The sequence below is a fragment of the Geobacillus sp. FSL W8-0026 genome (genome assembly GCF_037966255.1).
In the GTDB taxonomy this organism is placed as follows: Bacteria; Bacillota; Bacilli; order Bacillales; family Anoxybacillaceae; genus Geobacillus; species Geobacillus icigianus.
The window spans coordinates 631,634-647,836 of sequence record NZ_CP150194.1 but is presented as its reverse complement, the minus strand read 5'-3'; the positions used below and the strand labels follow the sequence as shown (position 1 = coordinate 647,836).

The window sequence follows — 16,203 nt, the reverse complement described above, 5'->3', positions numbered from 1 at the left end:
CGTTTACCCTCCTTGCACAACGAGACGCCGTTTCGCCGCCCTCCATAACCATCCAAGCGGGAACAGCAACGCGATGCACCATGCCGCCTGCATGAGCAGGCCGTCGCGAGCGGCGGCGCCTTGGAAGCTTTCCGTAACAATCATGCTCGGGATATAGCTGATCGCCTGAAACGGAAAATAGTGCATCCATCGCTGCGCCCAATCTGGATAAAAGGAAAGCGGCAAAATCAACCCGGAAAACAAGTCGATGATAAACCGCTTCGCCCGCAGCAACCCTTCATTGCGGAACGTAAAAAACGTCACAACCCCCGCAAGCAAGTTCAGCTCGGAAAAAATGATAAAGCTGAATAAAAGCGACAGAGCGAAGGCGAACCACGTTTTCGCGTGTTCTGGAAACTGCAGCGGCAAAAAAAGCGATACGACCAAAAGCCCAGGCAATGATAAAAAGAACAGGCGGAACAGCCCCTCGCCAAGCCCTTGCACTGCTTTCATTCCCAAATAGCTGTACGGGCGGATCAATTCCACCGCTACTTTTCCATCCCGGATTTCCATGGCGATTTCGCGGTCAAGGTTGTTAAAATAAAACGCCCGCGCCAGCCAAGAAATGGCGACATACGTCGTCATTTGCTCAAGCGACATCCCTTGCATCGACGGCCTGCCCCCATAAACGGCCGACCAAAGGAAGTAGTACGCCGCAATGTTAATGGCGTAAATGAGAATCCCCGTATAATAGTTGGTCCGGTAAGCGAGCATCATTAAAAAGCGGATGCGAATCATTTCCATATACTTATCCATGCACCGCACCCTCTTCGTAAATGTGGCGAACGATCTCTTCCGTCGACGCTTCATAAATCCGAATATCTTGCAGCGGGTAGCGGGCGGCGACGCGGCTGACGACTTCCGGCACTCCTCCCGATGGAACGTGCGCCACCCAAATGTTCGGCTGCTCTCCTTTTTTCCAGACGACATCCAAGCCAACCGTCAGCTCCTGCAAAGGCGGAGCGGCCGTTGCTTCTGCGAATGTAAACGCCACCCGTTTTCCTTGTCCCCACTTTTCTTTTAACGTTTCGAGCGAACCATCATAAATGATTTTTCCTTCGTCAAGCATGATCACCCGCTCGCACAGCGCCTCGATGTCTGACATGTCGTGCGTCGTCAGCAAAATCGTCGTTCCGTACCGCTCGTTCAACTGTTTCAAAAACTGACGGATGTTGAGCTTAACAAGCACATCCAAACCGATTGTCGGCTCGTCCAAAAACAACAGCGGCGGATTGTGAATGAGCGCGGCGGCGAGCTCGCAGCGCATCCGCTGCCCGAGCGACAGCTTGCGCACCGGCTTATCAAGCAGCGATCCGATCTCAAGCATCTCGATCACCTCGCCCATATGGCGGTCGTACTGTTCATCGGGAACGCGGTACACTTTTTTCAACAAGCGAAACGATTCTTGAACCGCGATATCCCACCACAATTGCGAGCGCTGGCCGAACACAACGCCGATCGTGCGCACAAATTTCTCCCGCTCTTGATGCGGGTTCATCCCGTTGACGACGATGCGACCTGACGTCGGGGTTAAAATACCGGTCAACATCTTGATCGTCGTCGACTTGCCGGCCCCGTTTTCGCCGATATAACCGACGATTTCACCTCGCTTGACAGCAAAAGAAATGCCGTCAACCGCCCGAACGGTCGTGTAACGGCGCGTCCATAAATCGCGAAACGCCCCGACGAGGCCGGAGCGGCTTCTATGGACTTTAAATTCTTTTCGCAGCTGTTCAACTTCAATGATGTTCATCGTTCTCCTCCCGCCTCTTTAGTTGCCGACTAACAAAGGGGTTTGCCTGTTTTCCGTTACATCGCCATTCATTATACATAAATCATCGTCATTTGCACCTCTTTTGTGTCTCATCCATACCAAAGGGGCTCGTTTGTGCGCGCGAACACCCTAGCCGCAACTGACAACCCCATTATGGTAAAATAAAGGCGCAGTCATCGGAAACAGGAGGATCAAACGATGCAGTGGACCAAATCAGAACAATTCTATGAGGAAGCACTTAAGCACATTGTCGGCGGGGTGAACAGCCCGTCCCGCTCATACAAAGCCGTCGGCGGCGGAGCACCAGTCGTGATGGAACGGGCGCAGGGAGCGTATTTCTGGGATGTAGATGGAAACCGGTACATCGACTATTTGGCCGCCTACGGGCCGATCATCGCCGGCCACGCCCATCCACACATCGCCGCGGCCATCCGCCGCGCCGCCGAGACCGGAGTGCTGTACGGCACGCCGACGCCGCATGAGATTACGTTCGCCAAAATGTTAAAAGAGGCGATCCCGTCGCTTGAAAAAGTACGGTTTGTCAACTCAGGAACGGAAGCGGTGATGACGACGATCCGCGTCGCCCGCGCCTACACCGGCCGCAGCAAAATCGTCAAATTTGCCGGCTGCTACCATGGCCATTCAGATCTTGTGCTCGTCGCCGCCGGCTCAGGCCCATCGACATTAGGAACGCCGGATTCAGCTGGCGTACCGCCAAGCATTGCCCAAGAAGTGATTACGGTGCCGTACAATGATGCGGAATCGTTCCGTGAAGCGATGAACGTTTGGGGCGAGCACGTTGCAGCCGTATTGGTCGAACCGATCGTCGGCAACTTCGGCATCGTTCTGCCAAAGCCAGGCTTTCTAGAAGCGATCAATGAGGTGGCTCACAAGAAAGGGGCGCTTGTCATTTACGACGAAGTGATCACCGCCTTCCGCTTTATGTATGGCGGGGCGCAAAACTTGCTTGGCATTGAGCCAGACTTGACAGCGATGGGAAAAATTATCGGCGGCGGCTTGCCGATCGGCGCATACGGCGGACGCCAAGACATTATGGAACAAGTCGCTCCGCTCGGCCCAGCGTACCAAGCGGGGACGATGGCCGGCAACCCGGCGTCGATGCTCGCTGGCATCGCCTGCCTTGAAGTGTTAAAGCAAGAGGGCGTCTACGAACATCTGGATCGGCTAGGAGCCATGCTCGAAGAAGGCATCCTCGCCCATGCCCGCCAATGCGGCCTGCCGGTAACCGTCAACCGCTTAAAAGGCGCGCTCACCGTCTTCTTTACGGAAGAAAACGTCGAAAACTATGAGCAAGCCCAGCGCAGCGACGGCACGTTGTTTGCGAAATTTTTCAAGCTCATGCTCAAACAAGGAATCAATCTTGCACCGTCCAAGTATGAAGCATGGTTTATCACCCTCGCTCATACCGAAGACGACATCGCCTACACGATCGATGCCGTTGGCAAAGCGTTCCGACAACTGTAACTGCCTCCTTCCTTGCCGAAGCAGGAAGGACGAAAAGCGGCTGTTCCCAGCAAGCCGCGTGGAAATGATGGGGAAAAATCCATAACGAATCGCTAGAACGGGAGGTGGCGGGCCAATCAATTGCCGAACGTAGGAAAAGCGATCATGAATCGCCGGGACGGGCAGAAAACTCGACCTGTCCACCGACATGTCCAGAAGGGCGCCTTTTCCAAACATTAGGCGCCCTTTCCATCGCGACCGAGCCGCTCTTCACTCCTTTTTGGCGATGGAGCACGCCAGAAAACCAACAGTTTATTCCAGCTCGGAAATGACATTGCAAAGCCCGATCCAAGATGAAATCTCCAACCTCCGAGATGTTGAACGTTTCCCTTTTGCCCCGCAAACGTCCATGCGAGGGGAACACGGCCGTTTTCGTCAAGCTTTTCGACAATTTTGTGAACATGATCACCCCCTAACCAACGTCCATTGATTTCCTCTGCCCCCCATGGTATGATAAACAACAAATTTTGAAAATTAAGACTCCCCTTTTTCCGTCATGCTTTGAGAGGAGGTGGCCGGCGCCACGGGAGCGTGCGCTTCCGCCTGCGCCTAACGTTCATGGATCAACCAACAGCCAACGCGGCCCAAGCGGCGAAAGGGCAGCCCGCCTTTCTCGCGGCGGTCATGGAAATCAACGGGATGGGAACAAAGAGCCATACGAACGCCGTCCTAGAAACGCTCACCGGCTGGAGCCAATCGGCCGACCGACACTGTCGTGAAGCGAATATTGCCGTTCAGTTTGATATTCCGCGCAAGCTGTGGATGGATAAGCTCGCCAACGCCGGACAAAACCCGGAAATTGCCGTCAACGACCATTTCATCGTCGGCCATGTGCTTCTTTCCTGCTCCGCCCGTCCGGAGCCGATTCAAGCGGGCCTGCGCCAACTGATCAAACAGTTCGGCTTCACCCTGCTGTTCGAATCGACTCGGCCATCTTGGCAAAAAAATTCCTTGTTTTGGCAAGTCGCCATGCTGCCGATCGATGTGTTTTCCCTATCCGATCGCTTGTTCCGCCTAGCAGTCGCGATGGAGCGGCAAACGGATGTCCGCGTCGCTTCGCTCAGCCATCTCCACGTCATCTACGAAGCGAACACCGTGGACGAATTGCGGCGCGACCTAGATGTATCCCATCCGTTCTTCGCCTCATCGGCTGCCTTTGCGTATGCCCAAACGGCGGATGCGCCTCATGGTTATCGGCGACTTGGGGCAGCAGGCCTGCTCGTCGATGGCGGCGAGACGTCCGCTTCATCCGTGGAAACGCTCGTCTACGACAATGGCTACAGCTTGCTCGAGGCGGCCGCGCTTGTGTTGACGCCAGAAACGGTCCCGTCCCCGCCGCGGCCGTACAGCAGATGCATCGTCGCCAGCTTGGATCATGAAGCGATATGGCTGGCTGAAACGGAAGGGGCGCTGTGGAGAACGGAATCGTTTTCCCGTATCTTCATCACTACTGAACCGTACGGCGACAACGTCGAGCCGTTGCCCCCTGGTCGGCCGTTGGCTCTTGTCCGCTCGGCCGCTGGATCATTGCTGTGGCTTGAGGGAACCCGCTTCCGGCAAGAAGTAAACGCCCGCCTTTCCAACCGCCGCACCCCTCGCCTTCCCGTCACGTTCTAAACTTTCGGCAACGAGGGGCTGCCCCAAAAGGTCGCCTTCTTTCAAGATAGGCACAACATATAGTGCAGCAGAAGCAGTCAGTACGTATATATAGCGACAAAAGAGGGCGTCCCGGTCCTTTTGGGACACCCTCTCTCATCGCTATATAGAGGCACTAACTGCTTCCCTGCCATACGATTATGCTCTGTCTTTCTTGAAGCGAGATTGCCTTTTCGGTCTACCCCTCTCTCACCGCTATATAGGCACTAGCTGCTCCCTTGCCACACGATATGCTCTGTCTGTTTTGAGGGGGAGATCGCCTTTTCGGTCTGCCCCTCTCTCACCGCTATATAGGCGCTAGCTGCCCCCCTTACCACACGATATGCTCTGTCTTTCTTTAGGGGAAGATCGCCTTTTCGGTCTGCCCCTCTTTTATTTATGCCGACTCCTTCTGCCACCTGATAGGGTTGCTATCTTGAGGCAGACCATTTTTTTGTCAACCCCGTTCTATTTTTTGCTTGAACTCATATAGAAAAGTGTGTATAGTACTGAATGGTTCAGGAAAACGAAAAAGGAGAGTTTTGATCATAGATGAAACTCGGTGCCCGCATATTGAAAACGGGGATCGCCGTAGCGCTGGCGTTGTTTCTCGGGGCGCTCTTTCATTTTCCGTCTCCGGTGTTTGCCGGCATTTCAGCAGTGTTCGCGATGCAGCCGACCATTTATCGTTCGTATTTATCGCTGATCGAGCAAGTGCAAGCGAATGTGATCGGCGCCTTGTTTGCCATTGCCGCCGTTCTTATTCTCGGCCGTGATCCGTTGATCGTCGGGTTAACGATCATGATTGTCATCGCCCTTTGCCTGAAAATGCGCCTCGAATCCTCGACGATTTCGGTCGCGCTCGTAACCGTGATCGCGATTATGGAATATACCGACCGGCAGTTTATCGAGTTTGCGGCCATCCGCTTTCTCACAATCATGCTCGGGCTTTTTGCCGCTTTTCTTGTCAACTTGATTTTTTTGCCGCCCAAATATGAAAAAAAATTGTATGAAAAAATTAGCAGCGAAACAGAAACAATTTTAAAATGGATTCGCCTCCATAAACAACAGGCAGCCGATCATCATCGCTTAAAAGACGAGATTGAAACATTGCATGAAGAAATGACAAAACTGGATCATCTGTATTTCATGTATAAAGAAGAACGCACGTACTTCCGGCGCCTGCGCTTCCAAAAATCGCGCAAGCTCGTGTTATACCGGCAAATGATCATCGCCGCCCATCGTGCGTTGTCCGTCTTGAAATGGCTTCATCAGCTCGAAAACGAGTTCACCCGCTTGCCAGCTGAACTCCGCGAAGCCATTTGCTTGCACCTTAGCCACTTGCTCGACTATCACGAACAGCTGCTGCTGAAATTTATTCATAAGGCCAAACCGCTCCCCCTCAACAAAAGAGCCGAGGAAATCGGCCGCCAACGCGAACGGCTCGCCTCCGCTCTTTACGCTGGCGGCGAACCGCCTGCTGAGTATCGGTTGTTTTCGCTGATTGGAGCGCTCATCGATTACGGGGACCGGCTTGAACACCTCGACAAACTTATCGACAGCTTCCATCATTATCACTACGATGACAAACTTGAAAAAGAGCTCGAAAAGGCAACAGGCGGCCGCTCATAGCGGACCGCCTGCTTCACCCGAAAAGCAGAAAAAACCTGCCAGCGGTGCCGAACAGGCTTTTTTCGTGCCGCTATGTTATCTTTGATACGCTTGGAACGTTCCGTACCACTTGTCGACAAACTCGGGGGCAAACGGCCCTTTCCGCTCTTGAATCCAACCAATGAGCTTATGGACGTTGTTTTTTAAAATGCGATCGATCACTTCCGGATAGTTCATTTCACGACGGTGACGCTCGTACTCGTCTTCGTCAAGCAGCATATACGTCATGTCTGGAAACACCTTAATATCCAAGTCGTAATCAATATATTTCAGCGCCTCCTCGTCCCAGACGAACGGCGAGCTCAAATTGCAGTAATAATACACGCCGTCTTGGCGGATCATCGCAATAATGTTAAACCAGTGCTTGGCGTGAAAAAAACAAATCGCCGGCTCGCGCGTCACCCACGTCCGGCCGTCCGCCTCCATGACGAGCGTTTTGTCGTTGGCGCCGATCACATATGACGGCGTTCCTTTGAGCACGACGGTTTCCTGCCAAATGCGATGAATCGTCCCATTATGCTTATAACTATGGATTTGAATGATTTTCCCTTCTCGAGGGTGCGTTGGCATCATTCTTCCCTACTTTCCAATGGGAGCTTTTTCTTTCCCCTATTATACCTTGTTTCCTGCGCAAATGGAAAGAAAGCGAGTCCGCTCGCCGCGCCGAAGCGGCCAAACGAGCGGTGGGAAACAGCCATCTCGCCTCATGAAACGCCTAGGGGCTGGTGATTTAGTGCCAAATACTACTGATTCCATCCATTTCTCAATGAGAGAAACCTTGCAGAATCAGCTTTCTTTTCTGAATGAAAATGGCTGCCGATCGGTGTGTGACATCGGTTTTTCACCGGCCTTCTAGATGGCTGGTGAAAAACGGTTGTTTCTTTTGAGCAATGGGGGGGAGCGTTTGAAAGACGATCCTGATGCGACAAGGCTTTTCTATTTGAGAAACAGACTGGATAAGCGGCTTGCTCCCTGCTCCCTTAAATCACCGGCCTTCTAGAGAAAGCTGGGCGAAAAAGAGGCGCCGAATGTCTTCCACCTGCTGTCTCATCCGTCGAACCTCCTCGCGAAGAGCGGCGGTCGGCGCTTCATGCTCAAGCTCTTCCAACTGGCGGGCGATCTCTTCACAACGTTGCATTTCATGCCATAAAAACAGCGCGTCATCCTCTGCGTCCGCCCATGCGTACCCCATGTTCTCTCCCCTCCCGTTGACCATGCGTTTTTCTTATCCGTTCGCGGTTCGATGGAAAAATCCCTTGCACGAATTTTGCGCAACCGTGACTGCTTTTGTCGACAAAAAAGCAGAGGCGTGCCGCCCCTGCTTTTTTCGTCTCTCCTCGTTCGGCCAGTTCTTGCTCCCGCTTCCGCAGCACCCGCTGCCATCGCTTAGGGGCAAGCCCTAGCCGTCGGTGATGACTCGTTTATCGGTTGACGTTTTGCGCTTTGCGGGCTTCCGCTTGCGCGTTTTGTTGTTTGACGTGTTGCACGTCCGTCTCAGCCGCAAACTCAGTGCCGAATTGGCCAGCTTGAGCAGCTTGAGCCGATTGTGCGTTTTGTTGTTTTACTTCTTGAATGTTCGTGCCAGCAAATGTTTTGTTCGTTTGTTTGGCCATTGTTCTCACCTCCACATCCCTTACTGTGCCCCGGAGGTGATCGTTCTATCCGCTGTCGTTACAACAGTAAAGATCTTCCACCGTCGACAATGATCGTCTGCCCCCGGATCATCTCAGCGGCATCGGACAATAAAAACATTACGGCATTGACGAGATCTTCCGGTTTGACGGGGCGGCCGGCCGGCGTGTTCGCCGCGGCGTCAGCGAGGAGCTCATCGCGATTCGGGAAATGCTTCAGCGCATCGGTATCGACCGCTCCGCCGGAAACGGCGTTCACGGCGATGTTTTTCGGCGCCAGCTCGACCGCCAAGTAGCGGGTCAGCGCTTCAAGCGCCGCTTTCGAGACACCGACCGCCGTATAGTTTTCCAAATAGCGGATCGACCCGAGTGAGCTGATGCTGACAATTTTCCCGCCGCCGACTTGCTCCATTCTTTTAGCTGCTTCCTGCGCGCAAAACAACAGCGCTTTGCTGTTGATGTTCATCGTCCAGTTCCAATGTGTTTCTTCTAATTCCATCGCCGGACGCAACACGCCGGAGGCGGCGTTGTTCACGAGCACGTCGACCCGCCCAAACGCCTCATCGACTTGGGCGAACATGGCGCGAATTTTCTCAACGTCGCCAACGTTCGCTTTCACGACGAGCGCTTTTCTCCCGAGCGCTTCAATTTCACGCGCCGTTTCTTCGGCGGCGGTTTTGCTGCGGGCGTAGTTGATGACAATATCGTATCCTTCCTTGGCCAACCGCAAGGCGATCACTTTGCCGATACCGCGGCTGCTGCCGGTGACGACTGCTACTTTTCCGCTCATGTTTTTCCTCTCCTTTACGTATAATATAGCCGAATTCCGCAAACAAAGGAGGCGCTGCCTATGTATGTCGGCCGGGACATGACCGAGCTGGCGATGATTCCGAAAACGGAATGGACCGATGACGAACTTGCTTATTTTCATCATTCATTCCAACAAATCGCTCCGTATTTAAACGTCGAAGGGCAGACGATTCACCGGGAAATCATCGAAGAGATCGAAGCGCGCGGCGGCCTTGGGCGCCGTGAAGCAACGTATACACACGGCACGATGCCGGTGCCGGATTAATCGGGGCGGCGCATTTGGCCCGCCCATTTTTTGTATTCGCGCCAAACGCGCTGCTGGGACACCGGAAAAGCGTGCGCTTCGAGCTCATCTTCAGACACAAGCCGAAGCGGCTCTTTGACGGACCGGCTGCTGATCAGGCGACCGGGAAAGACCGTCAACTTCCAGACTAAATGGGAAAACGCGTGCTCCAACGAAGCGATCGCTTCTGTCAGCTCCGCTTGCAAGCCGTATTGTTCCCCAACCATTTGCTCAAGCGTCTCTTTTCCATCTGCACCGGCCGTTTCGCAGCTCGGAAATTCCCATAAATTCGCAAGCAAGCCGGAGCTGTCGCGCTTGCGGATGAGCACGCGGCCTTCCTCATCGGCTAGCACCGCCACCGCGAGCGGCACTTGTTTGACCGCTGTTTTTTTCGTTTTTACCGGCAGCTCTTCCGCTACCCCTTCGGCAAACGCCCGGCAGTAGGTTTGCACCGGGCATAGCAGGCACGACGGGCGGCGCGGCGTGCAAACAAGGGCGCCAAGCTCGATCAACGCCTCATTGAATGCCCCCGGATGTTCGTACGCCATGATTTCGCGGATCAGTTGTTCAAACCGTTTTTTCGTTGATGTTTTCGCAATGTCATCTGTCACGAGAAACAGACGCGACAAGACGCGCATCACGTTGCCATCGACCGCCGGCTCCGGGACGCCGTAGGCGAGGCTCAACACCGCCCCGACCGTATACGGCCCGACTCCTTTCAGCTTGGAAAATTCATCGGGATCGTCCGGCACTTTGCCGCCGTACCGCTCTTTGACTTCTTTCACCGCCGCGTGCAGATTGCGCACGCGCGAGTAATAGCCGAGCCCTTCCCACGCCTTCAGCACCTCGTCCTCCTCAGCGTCAGCGAGCGCCTCCAGCGTCGGGAACCGCTCGATAAACTGCTCAAAATACGGAATGACCGTCTCGACGCGCGTCTGCTGCAGCATCACCTCCGACACCCATACTTTATATGGGTCGCGGTCTTTCCGCCACGGCAGGTCGCGGCGCTCGCGGGCGAACCAGTCAAGCAAAGCGCGCTGAAACGCGCGCGCTGGAAATCGCTCTGTTTCCTTTGTCATGCAATGTTTCCCCCATGATGCCTATAATCAATATCCACTTTATTATAGCAAAAAACCCCCGGCGTGGCTTGCCGCACGCCGAGGGAGCAAAAGGACATCGTTCTCAACTTTCCTTGGCCGCCGAAACATAGGCGATTTGTTCATGTTGGGCGCGCAATCGGCGAATATCGATGCGCACGAGCAGCGAGATGATGAAAGCGATGACAAACAATCCGCCAAAAAAGGCCAAACTTCCTTCGTACGAACCGGTCGTGTCTTTAATATACGCGGCAAACATCGGTCCGACGAGTCCAGCCGCGGCCCAAGCGGTCAAAATATAACCATGGATGGCACCGAGCTGCTTTGTTCCAAACAAATCGCCGATATACGCCGGAATACAGGCGAATCCGCCGCCGTAGCACGTATACACAATCGTCAGCATCACCACAAACAACCATTTGATGGACACGTTCGGCAACAGGAAGAAAATCAAAATTTGCAAAACGAAAAACGCCGTATACGTATTGGGACGGCCGATATAATCCGAAGCCGACGCCCAGCCGATGCGTCCCAACCCGTTAAACACTCCGATGGCGCCAACTAATGCCGCCGCGGCGGCTTGGCTGATGCCGATGCTTTCCACTGCCAGCGGTTTCGCCACCGCCAAAACGGCAATGCCGCATGTCACATTAATAAACAGCATGAACCATAAATACCAAAACCGTCTTGTTTTCACCGCCTCATTGGCCGTAAGCTGCGCCAAATCTAGCGAAGGTTTCGCTTTTCCGGCCTTCACTTTGGTCCGACCAACCAAACAATTGTTTTAGCGGGTTGGTAAAATTGCTCCATGCATACACCGACCCAATCGAAAGATGAATGCCAACGGCCGACAGCGCAATGAGCCAACGGTTTTTCATCGCCTCTTTTCCCCTTTCATCCACTGATAATCCGATTCTCATGCGTATACACGTTAAACGCTTGTCCGCGCAAAAAGCCGACCACAGTGATGCCGAGCTCGTCGGCGAGATCCAAAGCGAGCGTCGTCGGCGCCGACTTCGAGAGCAAGACGCTCACGCCCATTTTCGCCGCTTTTAAAAGCACTTCCGACGAGACGCGGCCGCTGAATACAATCAACTTGTCTTTCATCGCCACTTGATGGCGCAGGCAATAGCCGTACAACTTATCAAGCGCATTATGACGCCCGATGTCGGAACGGGCGACGACTATCCCATTCGGTGTAGCGAGCGCGGCATTGTGCAGCCCCCCGGTCGCCGCAAAGTCCGTCGACTGATCGTGTAGCGCTTCCATGAGGCGAATGCAGTCATCCGCTTTCACGGTAATGCCGCCGACAATCGTTTTCGCCGTTTTCATATCGTTGTAAAAATAAAACTGGCGGCTTTTTCCGCAGCACGAGCCGATGAACCGCTTCGCATAAAACTGTTTGGCCGGCAGTCCCCCTGCGGCGAGCTCGACGTACGCAAACCCCCGCTCGCCATCGATCGTCATCGCTTTGATGTCGCTATACGTCCGAATGACTCCTTCCGCGGCTAAAAATCCGCTCACCAGTTCATCGAGATGCGCGGGCGTGCAAACGATCGTCGCAAACTCCTCGCCGTTGACCATTATGGTCAACGGAAACTCGAGCGCGATCTCGTCCTCTTCCTCAACCAAGCGGCCGTCCCGGTATTTCACAATCAGCCGCCGCTTCGCCGCAAATCCGCTCACCCTTGCCATCCCCCTTTCCCCCAAAATAAAACCGCCACCTTCCGGACAAAGGCACTGTTTGCCCCTGTCAGCGAAAAGCGGCGGTAGTTTGCGCCCAGCGCTTCTGCAGCGAAACCAACGCACATCCGTTTTCGAAACTTGCCAACCAACCGAACAGCCGCGGCTAGCCGGCCAAGCTTCTTTGATCAACCATCTGTTCTCCATCGCTGGTTTGGCCGCTTCTCTCGACCCGGAAAAGACAGCCAAACTGCTCGGACAGCTTGCCGCTGGCGTGATGGACGCGTACGAACAGACAGAGGCGGAGACGAAAAAAATCGGGCTGCTTGACTTGTTGCGAGCGCTCAACGATCCAGACACGAACCGGGCAATCCGGTTTGGCCTGTCCGCGCTGAAAGCCATCGGCCAACAGCTTGGAAGCAAGGAGTAACGTCCATTCCATCAAGCGCGGCAAAAAAGGCCGGCCCGAAACGGCAGATCTCCCGTTCGGGCATCGGCCTTTTTCGTTGGCCAAAGCGCTCCTCGGCGGCCAAACCAAACGCATGAAACGATTTCGCCGGCATCGGCAGCCTGTTTCTCGGCGCCCATCCCGGCTACACCTTCCTCGCCGTTTACGGACTCATGGTCATCTACTACGGGCTCCGCTTCCGCCAACAGCTCGTCCGCGCCGCGGTGAATGGTACCACTGACATCATTACCGTGCCAACGTGGCGGCGCAAAAAACTGGAGTTGGCCCCCAACAACTGATGGAGGCCGTTCGGACGGTCGCCGGATCGCCAGCAGAACAAATGATCGTATTGTCCTAACAACTGATGGGTGGCCGTCCAGTCATTTTCACACATAAGCGCCGCACAGCCTCCCATACTAAAAATACCGTGTTGGCCACCCAACACGGGCACGCCATAAAGGAGGGAATGTGCCGTGCGGAATAAAGAGCGCCATTTCCCAAACCAAAACAACAACAAGCTCGAAGGCGAGCCGCGCGCCAAAGCCGAATATGCATCGAAGCGGGCTGACGGCACAACCAACACCCACCCGCAGGAACGGATGCGCGCCTCGGGAGAGCGAAGCGACTTTTTCTAACAGCCACACCGGGGCACGGTGCGGCCCACCGCCCTCCCCGGCACATTCCGGCAGCGAGGTGAACAGCCATGGGTCGCCATCGGCACAAACCGTTTTACGATCACCTTTACTCCAATCCGTTCCAACAGCCGTGGGCCAATCCGAAACATGCCCACTCGCAAGTCAACGGGGAAACGCAACAAACGCTCGACCTTATCATTTTGGAGCGGCAGACGCGCAAGCAGTCCTAGCCAAAAGGGGCGGTTCCGTTTCATGCGGACGCCCCTTTTTCCTAGCTCTCCTCTCTCACCGGTCGGCGCAAAAGCGAAATCGGGAGCGCCTCCTCTTCACCGGTTCCTTTCCATCGCCATCCCCAGGCAAACACTCCTTTTAAATAGCGCACTTTGAAATACTCGCCGGGCGCCCCTTCGATTTCGTAAATCTCCCCCGGGCGAAAATCAGCCGGATTGAGCATATACGCTCTTGCCATGGCGATTTTCCGCTCATAGACGGCATATTCATTCACCATGCCCATTTGCTCTGCCTTGCGCGCCTTTTCGGCCAGCACGGCGATTTCTTGTTGCAATTCTTCTTTCGTCATTTCGCTGTACCGCTTGGCTCCTTCGTTTATCATCGAAAGTTCCCCCTTTCTTTTTGCCCTTGCAGCCTCCGAAATCGCGTTGTCGGTGGAGGCTGAGGATTGGCTCGCGCAACCCCTTCTCGGCATCGGTTCTCAAGGGGAAAAACTGGCTCCTCACCACAACATGTACTTGGCAGACGGTTCACTTCTTTGCATAAGTGTATGCAAAACATGATTCGTTTCCTGTTCTTTCTTGGTGGCATAAGTTAAGGTACGTGACGAACAAATCAAGGACAACTTTTGGGGAAGAGCCAAAACACTTGCTGCATCAGCCTCGATGTTCACGCGTTCCATCATCGATCAAGGCAAACGGCGTTTTTTCACCCACCTTGATGGTCGATCGGATGAATCCGGACGGCTTCGCGACGCGATGGCTACGCCCCGGCGCTCCCGGACGTTCGACCGAGCGCCGGCGGTGACTAACATCAGCCATCGCGAGATCGCAGCCATTCGTCGATAAGAGGGAGGGAAAACCCTTTGCGATACAGGGCCTGGCGCATTTTTTGCTCGTACAGCGGGCGCGGGTGCTGCGCATAGCGGCGGTGCGCTTTTTCTGCTTGAACGACAAGCGCCTCCCACTCCTGCTCGTCCGTTTGCCCACTCCCTTCCTCCAGCACCGCCGCAATCACTTCATGAGGAAATCCTTTGCGCCCAAGCTGCTGTCGAACCCGCTCGGAAAACGCGCGGGCCGATTCAGCCCGGCGTTGTCGTTTGGCCTTTTCGAAAAGAGCGCGGGCGCCATGCAGTTGTTCCTCCCACGAATACTCGGCCAAACTTTGCTCGATCAAATCAGTCGGTACACCAAGCCGCTCCAATTCGGCGCGAATGAGCAGCGGCCCTTTCGCCGCCTTTTTCTGCGTGCATACATAAGCTCGCGCAAACGCCTCGTCATCCACATACCGCTCGGCGCGAAGCTTGTTGAGCACCTGCTCCGCCACCGCATCGGCAACGCCCTTTTTGCGCAAATGGCGAATGATTTCCTGCTCGGAGCGCATCCGGCGCGCCAAAAAGTACAACGCTTGCTGATACGCCTTTTTTACGCCATCGGCAGCAATGATCTCGCGCAAAAGCGCCTCATCGACCGCCATCCCTTTTTTCAGCCGGAATTGGAGCAACACATCTTGGTCGACCGTCAGCTTGAGCGGCGGCTCTTCGGCGCAGTCAATGACAAGCCAAAACCGTTCCCCGTTTCCCTTCGTGGGCGCGATTTCAATAATCGTCCCCATCCTGTCCATCTCTCCTCTCGTTTTATCGTATCACAAAAAGGAATTGGCGCGCACAGCACGAACATAGTAAATAAAGAAATCGTTTGGCGAAAGGAGAGACCGCTATGCGCATCGCCATCAACGGCGGAACCGGACTGATCGGCCGGGCGCTTGCCCTCCATTTTTCCGCACAAGGGCATGACGTTTATATTTTTACCCGCTCCCCCCGTCCTTCGGAAGGCCGCCTTCATTATCTTTCCTTGGACGATGACAAAAGAAGGCCGGACACGATCGATGTGGCCGTCAATTTAGCCGGTGAACCGCTCAACCGGAAACGTTGGACCGCCAAACAAAAAGAGCGGATTGTCGCCAGCCGCTTGCAGGCAACCGACGCGATGGCCCGATATATCGCTTCCCTCCCCCGCCATCCGAACGTGTTCATCAACGCGAGCGCCATCGGCATTTACGGGACATCGGACACCGGAACATTTACGGAACAAACGAACGAGTATGGACAAGATTTTCTCGCCAAAACGGTTCAAGCGTGGGAAGCGGCGGCCCGTCCGATCGAACAGCTCGGCATCCGCACGGTCTATGCCCGTTTGGGCGTCGTGCTGGCCCGACATGGCGGCGCCTTGCCGATGATGGTCAAACCGTATCGGCTGTTCGTCGGCGGCCCGATCGGCAGCGGACGGCAATGGCTGTCATGGATTCACCTTGACGACGTCGTCCGCGCCGTTTCTTATCTCATCAAACACGAAACGCTATCCGGCCCGATCAACTTCACGGCGCCCCATCCGGTCTCGATGAATGAGTTTGGGCGCACCGTCTCCCGTTTGCTGCGCCGCCCGCATTGGCTTCCGGTCCCCGAGGCAGCACTCCGCCTTCTCCTTGGCGAAATGAGCATGCTCGTGACAGAAGGGCAACGCGTCATTCCGGAAAAACTGCTGCAAGCCGGATTTCGCTTTTCGTTTCCAACGTTGGAAGATTGTCTCGCTGATTTGCTGTTACAACAAGACCGACAAAAAATATCCAAACAAAATTAACAAAAAAGCGATTCTCTTTTTCACACAGATTGTGTATGATAAAAGGGACTTGAAGGCAGTTTTCGTTTATAACCGCATACGGACTAGAAGAAGGGGAAGGCAA

The 16,203-nt window shown here is 54.5% G+C and carries 20 protein-coding genes and 1 pseudogene; 9 read left to right on the top strand and 12 right to left on the bottom strand.

The window, feature by feature from the left end; genetic code table 11:
* Positions 1-3 precede the first annotated feature (3 nt).
* A complete protein-coding gene (locus tag NST29_RS03225; protein WP_033018893.1) occupies positions 4-795 on the bottom strand; it encodes an ABC-2 family transporter protein in 792 nt (263 codons plus the stop codon).
* Positions 788-1,792, bottom strand: a complete 1,005-nt coding sequence (locus NST29_RS03220) for an ATP-binding cassette domain-containing protein (RefSeq protein WP_033018892.1) — start codon at positions 1,790-1,792, stop codon at positions 788-790. Before NST29_RS03220 ends, NST29_RS03225 begins: the two co-directional genes overlap by 8 nt.
* A gap of 219 nt (positions 1,793-2,011) precedes the next feature.
* Here NST29_RS03220 and NST29_RS03215 point away from each other — a divergent pair, with 219 nt between their 5' ends.
* The 3 genes from NST29_RS03215 to NST29_RS03205 all read left to right on the top strand — a co-directional run bounded on the left by NST29_RS03215 (position 2,012) and on the right by NST29_RS03205 (position 6,604).
* Entirely contained in the window at positions 2,012-3,298 is a 1,287-nt protein-coding gene (locus NST29_RS03215) for a glutamate-1-semialdehyde 2,1-aminomutase (RefSeq protein ID WP_339232710.1), read from the top strand.
* Positions 3,299-3,895: 597 nt separating this feature from the next.
* Positions 3,896-4,954 (top strand): glutamate synthase, encoded by a 1,059-nt coding sequence (locus NST29_RS03210; protein ID WP_051962830.1) that lies wholly within the window; start codon positions 3,896-3,898, stop codon positions 4,952-4,954.
* Positions 4,955-5,524: 570 nt separating this feature from the next.
* The gene (locus NST29_RS03205) at positions 5,525-6,604 is read left to right on the top strand and encodes an aromatic acid exporter family protein (protein WP_033844533.1); all 1,080 of its coding nucleotides are present in this window, start codon (positions 5,525-5,527) and stop codon (positions 6,602-6,604) included.
* Positions 6,605-6,679: 75 nt separating this feature from the next.
* On the opposite strand, the gene NST29_RS03200 is transcribed toward NST29_RS03205, so the two are convergent.
* From NST29_RS03200 to fabL, 4 genes are all read right to left on the bottom strand, one after another.
* Positions 6,680-7,213, bottom strand: coding sequence for a DUF402 domain-containing protein (locus NST29_RS03200; RefSeq protein WP_033018888.1), 534 nt, complete (start codon positions 7,211-7,213; stop codon positions 6,680-6,682).
* Between the two features lie 415 nt (positions 7,214-7,628).
* The gene (locus NST29_RS03195) at positions 7,629-7,835 is read right to left on the bottom strand and encodes a YgaB family protein (protein ID WP_200878272.1); all 207 of its coding nucleotides are present in this window, start codon (positions 7,833-7,835) and stop codon (positions 7,629-7,631) included.
* A 229-nt stretch (positions 7,836-8,064) separates the two neighbouring features.
* A complete protein-coding gene (locus tag NST29_RS03190; RefSeq protein WP_033018886.1) occupies positions 8,065-8,256 on the bottom strand; it encodes a gamma-type small acid-soluble spore protein in 192 nt (63 codons plus the stop codon).
* A gap of 58 nt (positions 8,257-8,314) precedes the next feature.
* Positions 8,315-9,064: an enoyl-[acyl-carrier-protein] reductase FabL gene (gene fabL, locus NST29_RS03185; RefSeq protein ID WP_033018885.1), complete on the bottom strand. Its 750-nt coding sequence runs from the start codon at positions 9,062-9,064 to the stop codon at positions 8,315-8,317.
* 60 nt (positions 9,065-9,124) lie between these two features.
* Here fabL and NST29_RS03180 point away from each other — a divergent pair, with 60 nt between their 5' ends.
* Positions 9,125-9,349 carry a hypothetical protein gene (locus NST29_RS03180; RefSeq protein WP_031405621.1) on the top strand — a complete coding sequence of 75 codons (225 nt, stop codon included), beginning with the start codon at positions 9,125-9,127 and terminating at the stop codon, positions 9,347-9,349.
* Here NST29_RS03180 and mutY read toward each other — a convergent pair.
* From mutY to fdhD, 3 genes and pseudogenes are all read right to left on the bottom strand, one after another.
* A complete protein-coding gene (mutY, locus tag NST29_RS03175) occupies positions 9,346-10,446 on the bottom strand; it encodes an A/G-specific adenine glycosylase (protein WP_033018883.1) in 1,101 nt (366 codons plus the stop codon). The two genes, NST29_RS03180 and mutY, sit on opposite strands and share 4 nt — an antisense overlap.
* 103 nt (positions 10,447-10,549) lie before the next feature.
* A pseudogene (locus tag NST29_RS03170) lies at positions 10,550-11,342 on the bottom strand (MFS transporter).
* Between the two features lie 16 nt (positions 11,343-11,358).
* Positions 11,359-12,150, bottom strand: a complete 792-nt coding sequence (gene fdhD / locus NST29_RS03165; protein WP_033018881.1) for a formate dehydrogenase accessory sulfurtransferase FdhD — start codon at positions 12,148-12,150, stop codon at positions 11,359-11,361.
* 88 nt (positions 12,151-12,238) lie between these two features.
* Between fdhD and NST29_RS03160 the strand changes: the two genes are divergently transcribed.
* The 4 genes from NST29_RS03160 (at position 12,239) to NST29_RS03145 (ending at position 13,460) form a co-directional block, all read left to right on the top strand.
* Positions 12,239-12,577, top strand: coding sequence for a DUF1641 domain-containing protein (locus NST29_RS03160; RefSeq protein ID WP_339232703.1), 339 nt, complete (start codon positions 12,239-12,241; stop codon positions 12,575-12,577).
* A 191-nt stretch (positions 12,578-12,768) separates the two neighbouring features.
* Complete coding sequence (locus tag NST29_RS03155; RefSeq protein WP_255358715.1) at positions 12,769-12,894, top strand: hypothetical protein; 126 nt, start codon at positions 12,769-12,771, stop codon at positions 12,892-12,894.
* Positions 12,895-13,068: 174 nt separating this feature from the next.
* On the top strand, positions 13,069-13,230 hold the full coding sequence (locus NST29_RS03150) for a small, acid-soluble spore protein K (protein WP_033018877.1): 162 nt from the start codon (positions 13,069-13,071) through the stop codon (positions 13,228-13,230).
* A 68-nt stretch (positions 13,231-13,298) separates the two neighbouring features.
* Positions 13,299-13,460 (top strand): YpzG family protein, encoded by a 162-nt coding sequence (locus tag NST29_RS03145; protein ID WP_081897256.1) that lies wholly within the window; start codon positions 13,299-13,301, stop codon positions 13,458-13,460.
* Positions 13,461-13,501: 41 nt separating this feature from the next.
* Here NST29_RS03145 and NST29_RS03140 read toward each other — a convergent pair whose 3' ends face one another.
* The 3 genes from NST29_RS03140 to recX all read right to left on the bottom strand — a co-directional run bounded on the left by NST29_RS03140 (position 13,502) and on the right by recX (position 15,075).
* Complete coding sequence (locus tag NST29_RS03140) at positions 13,502-13,843, bottom strand: YfhH family protein (protein ID WP_033018876.1); 342 nt, start codon at positions 13,841-13,843, stop codon at positions 13,502-13,504.
* Between the two features lie 274 nt (positions 13,844-14,117).
* Positions 14,118-14,282, bottom strand: a complete 165-nt coding sequence (locus NST29_RS03135; protein ID WP_324699271.1) for a hypothetical protein — start codon at positions 14,280-14,282, stop codon at positions 14,118-14,120.
* Entirely contained in the window at positions 14,275-15,075 is an 801-nt protein-coding gene (recX, locus tag NST29_RS03130; protein WP_033018875.1) for a recombination regulator RecX, read from the bottom strand. Before recX ends, NST29_RS03135 begins: the two co-directional genes overlap by 8 nt.
* 104 nt (positions 15,076-15,179) lie before the next feature.
* Between recX and NST29_RS03125 the strand changes: the two genes are divergently transcribed.
* Positions 15,180-16,100 carry a TIGR01777 family oxidoreductase gene (locus NST29_RS03125; RefSeq protein ID WP_033018874.1) on the top strand — a complete coding sequence of 307 codons (921 nt, stop codon included), beginning with the start codon at positions 15,180-15,182 and terminating at the stop codon, positions 16,098-16,100.
* The last annotated feature ends 103 nt before the right edge of the window (positions 16,101-16,203 follow it).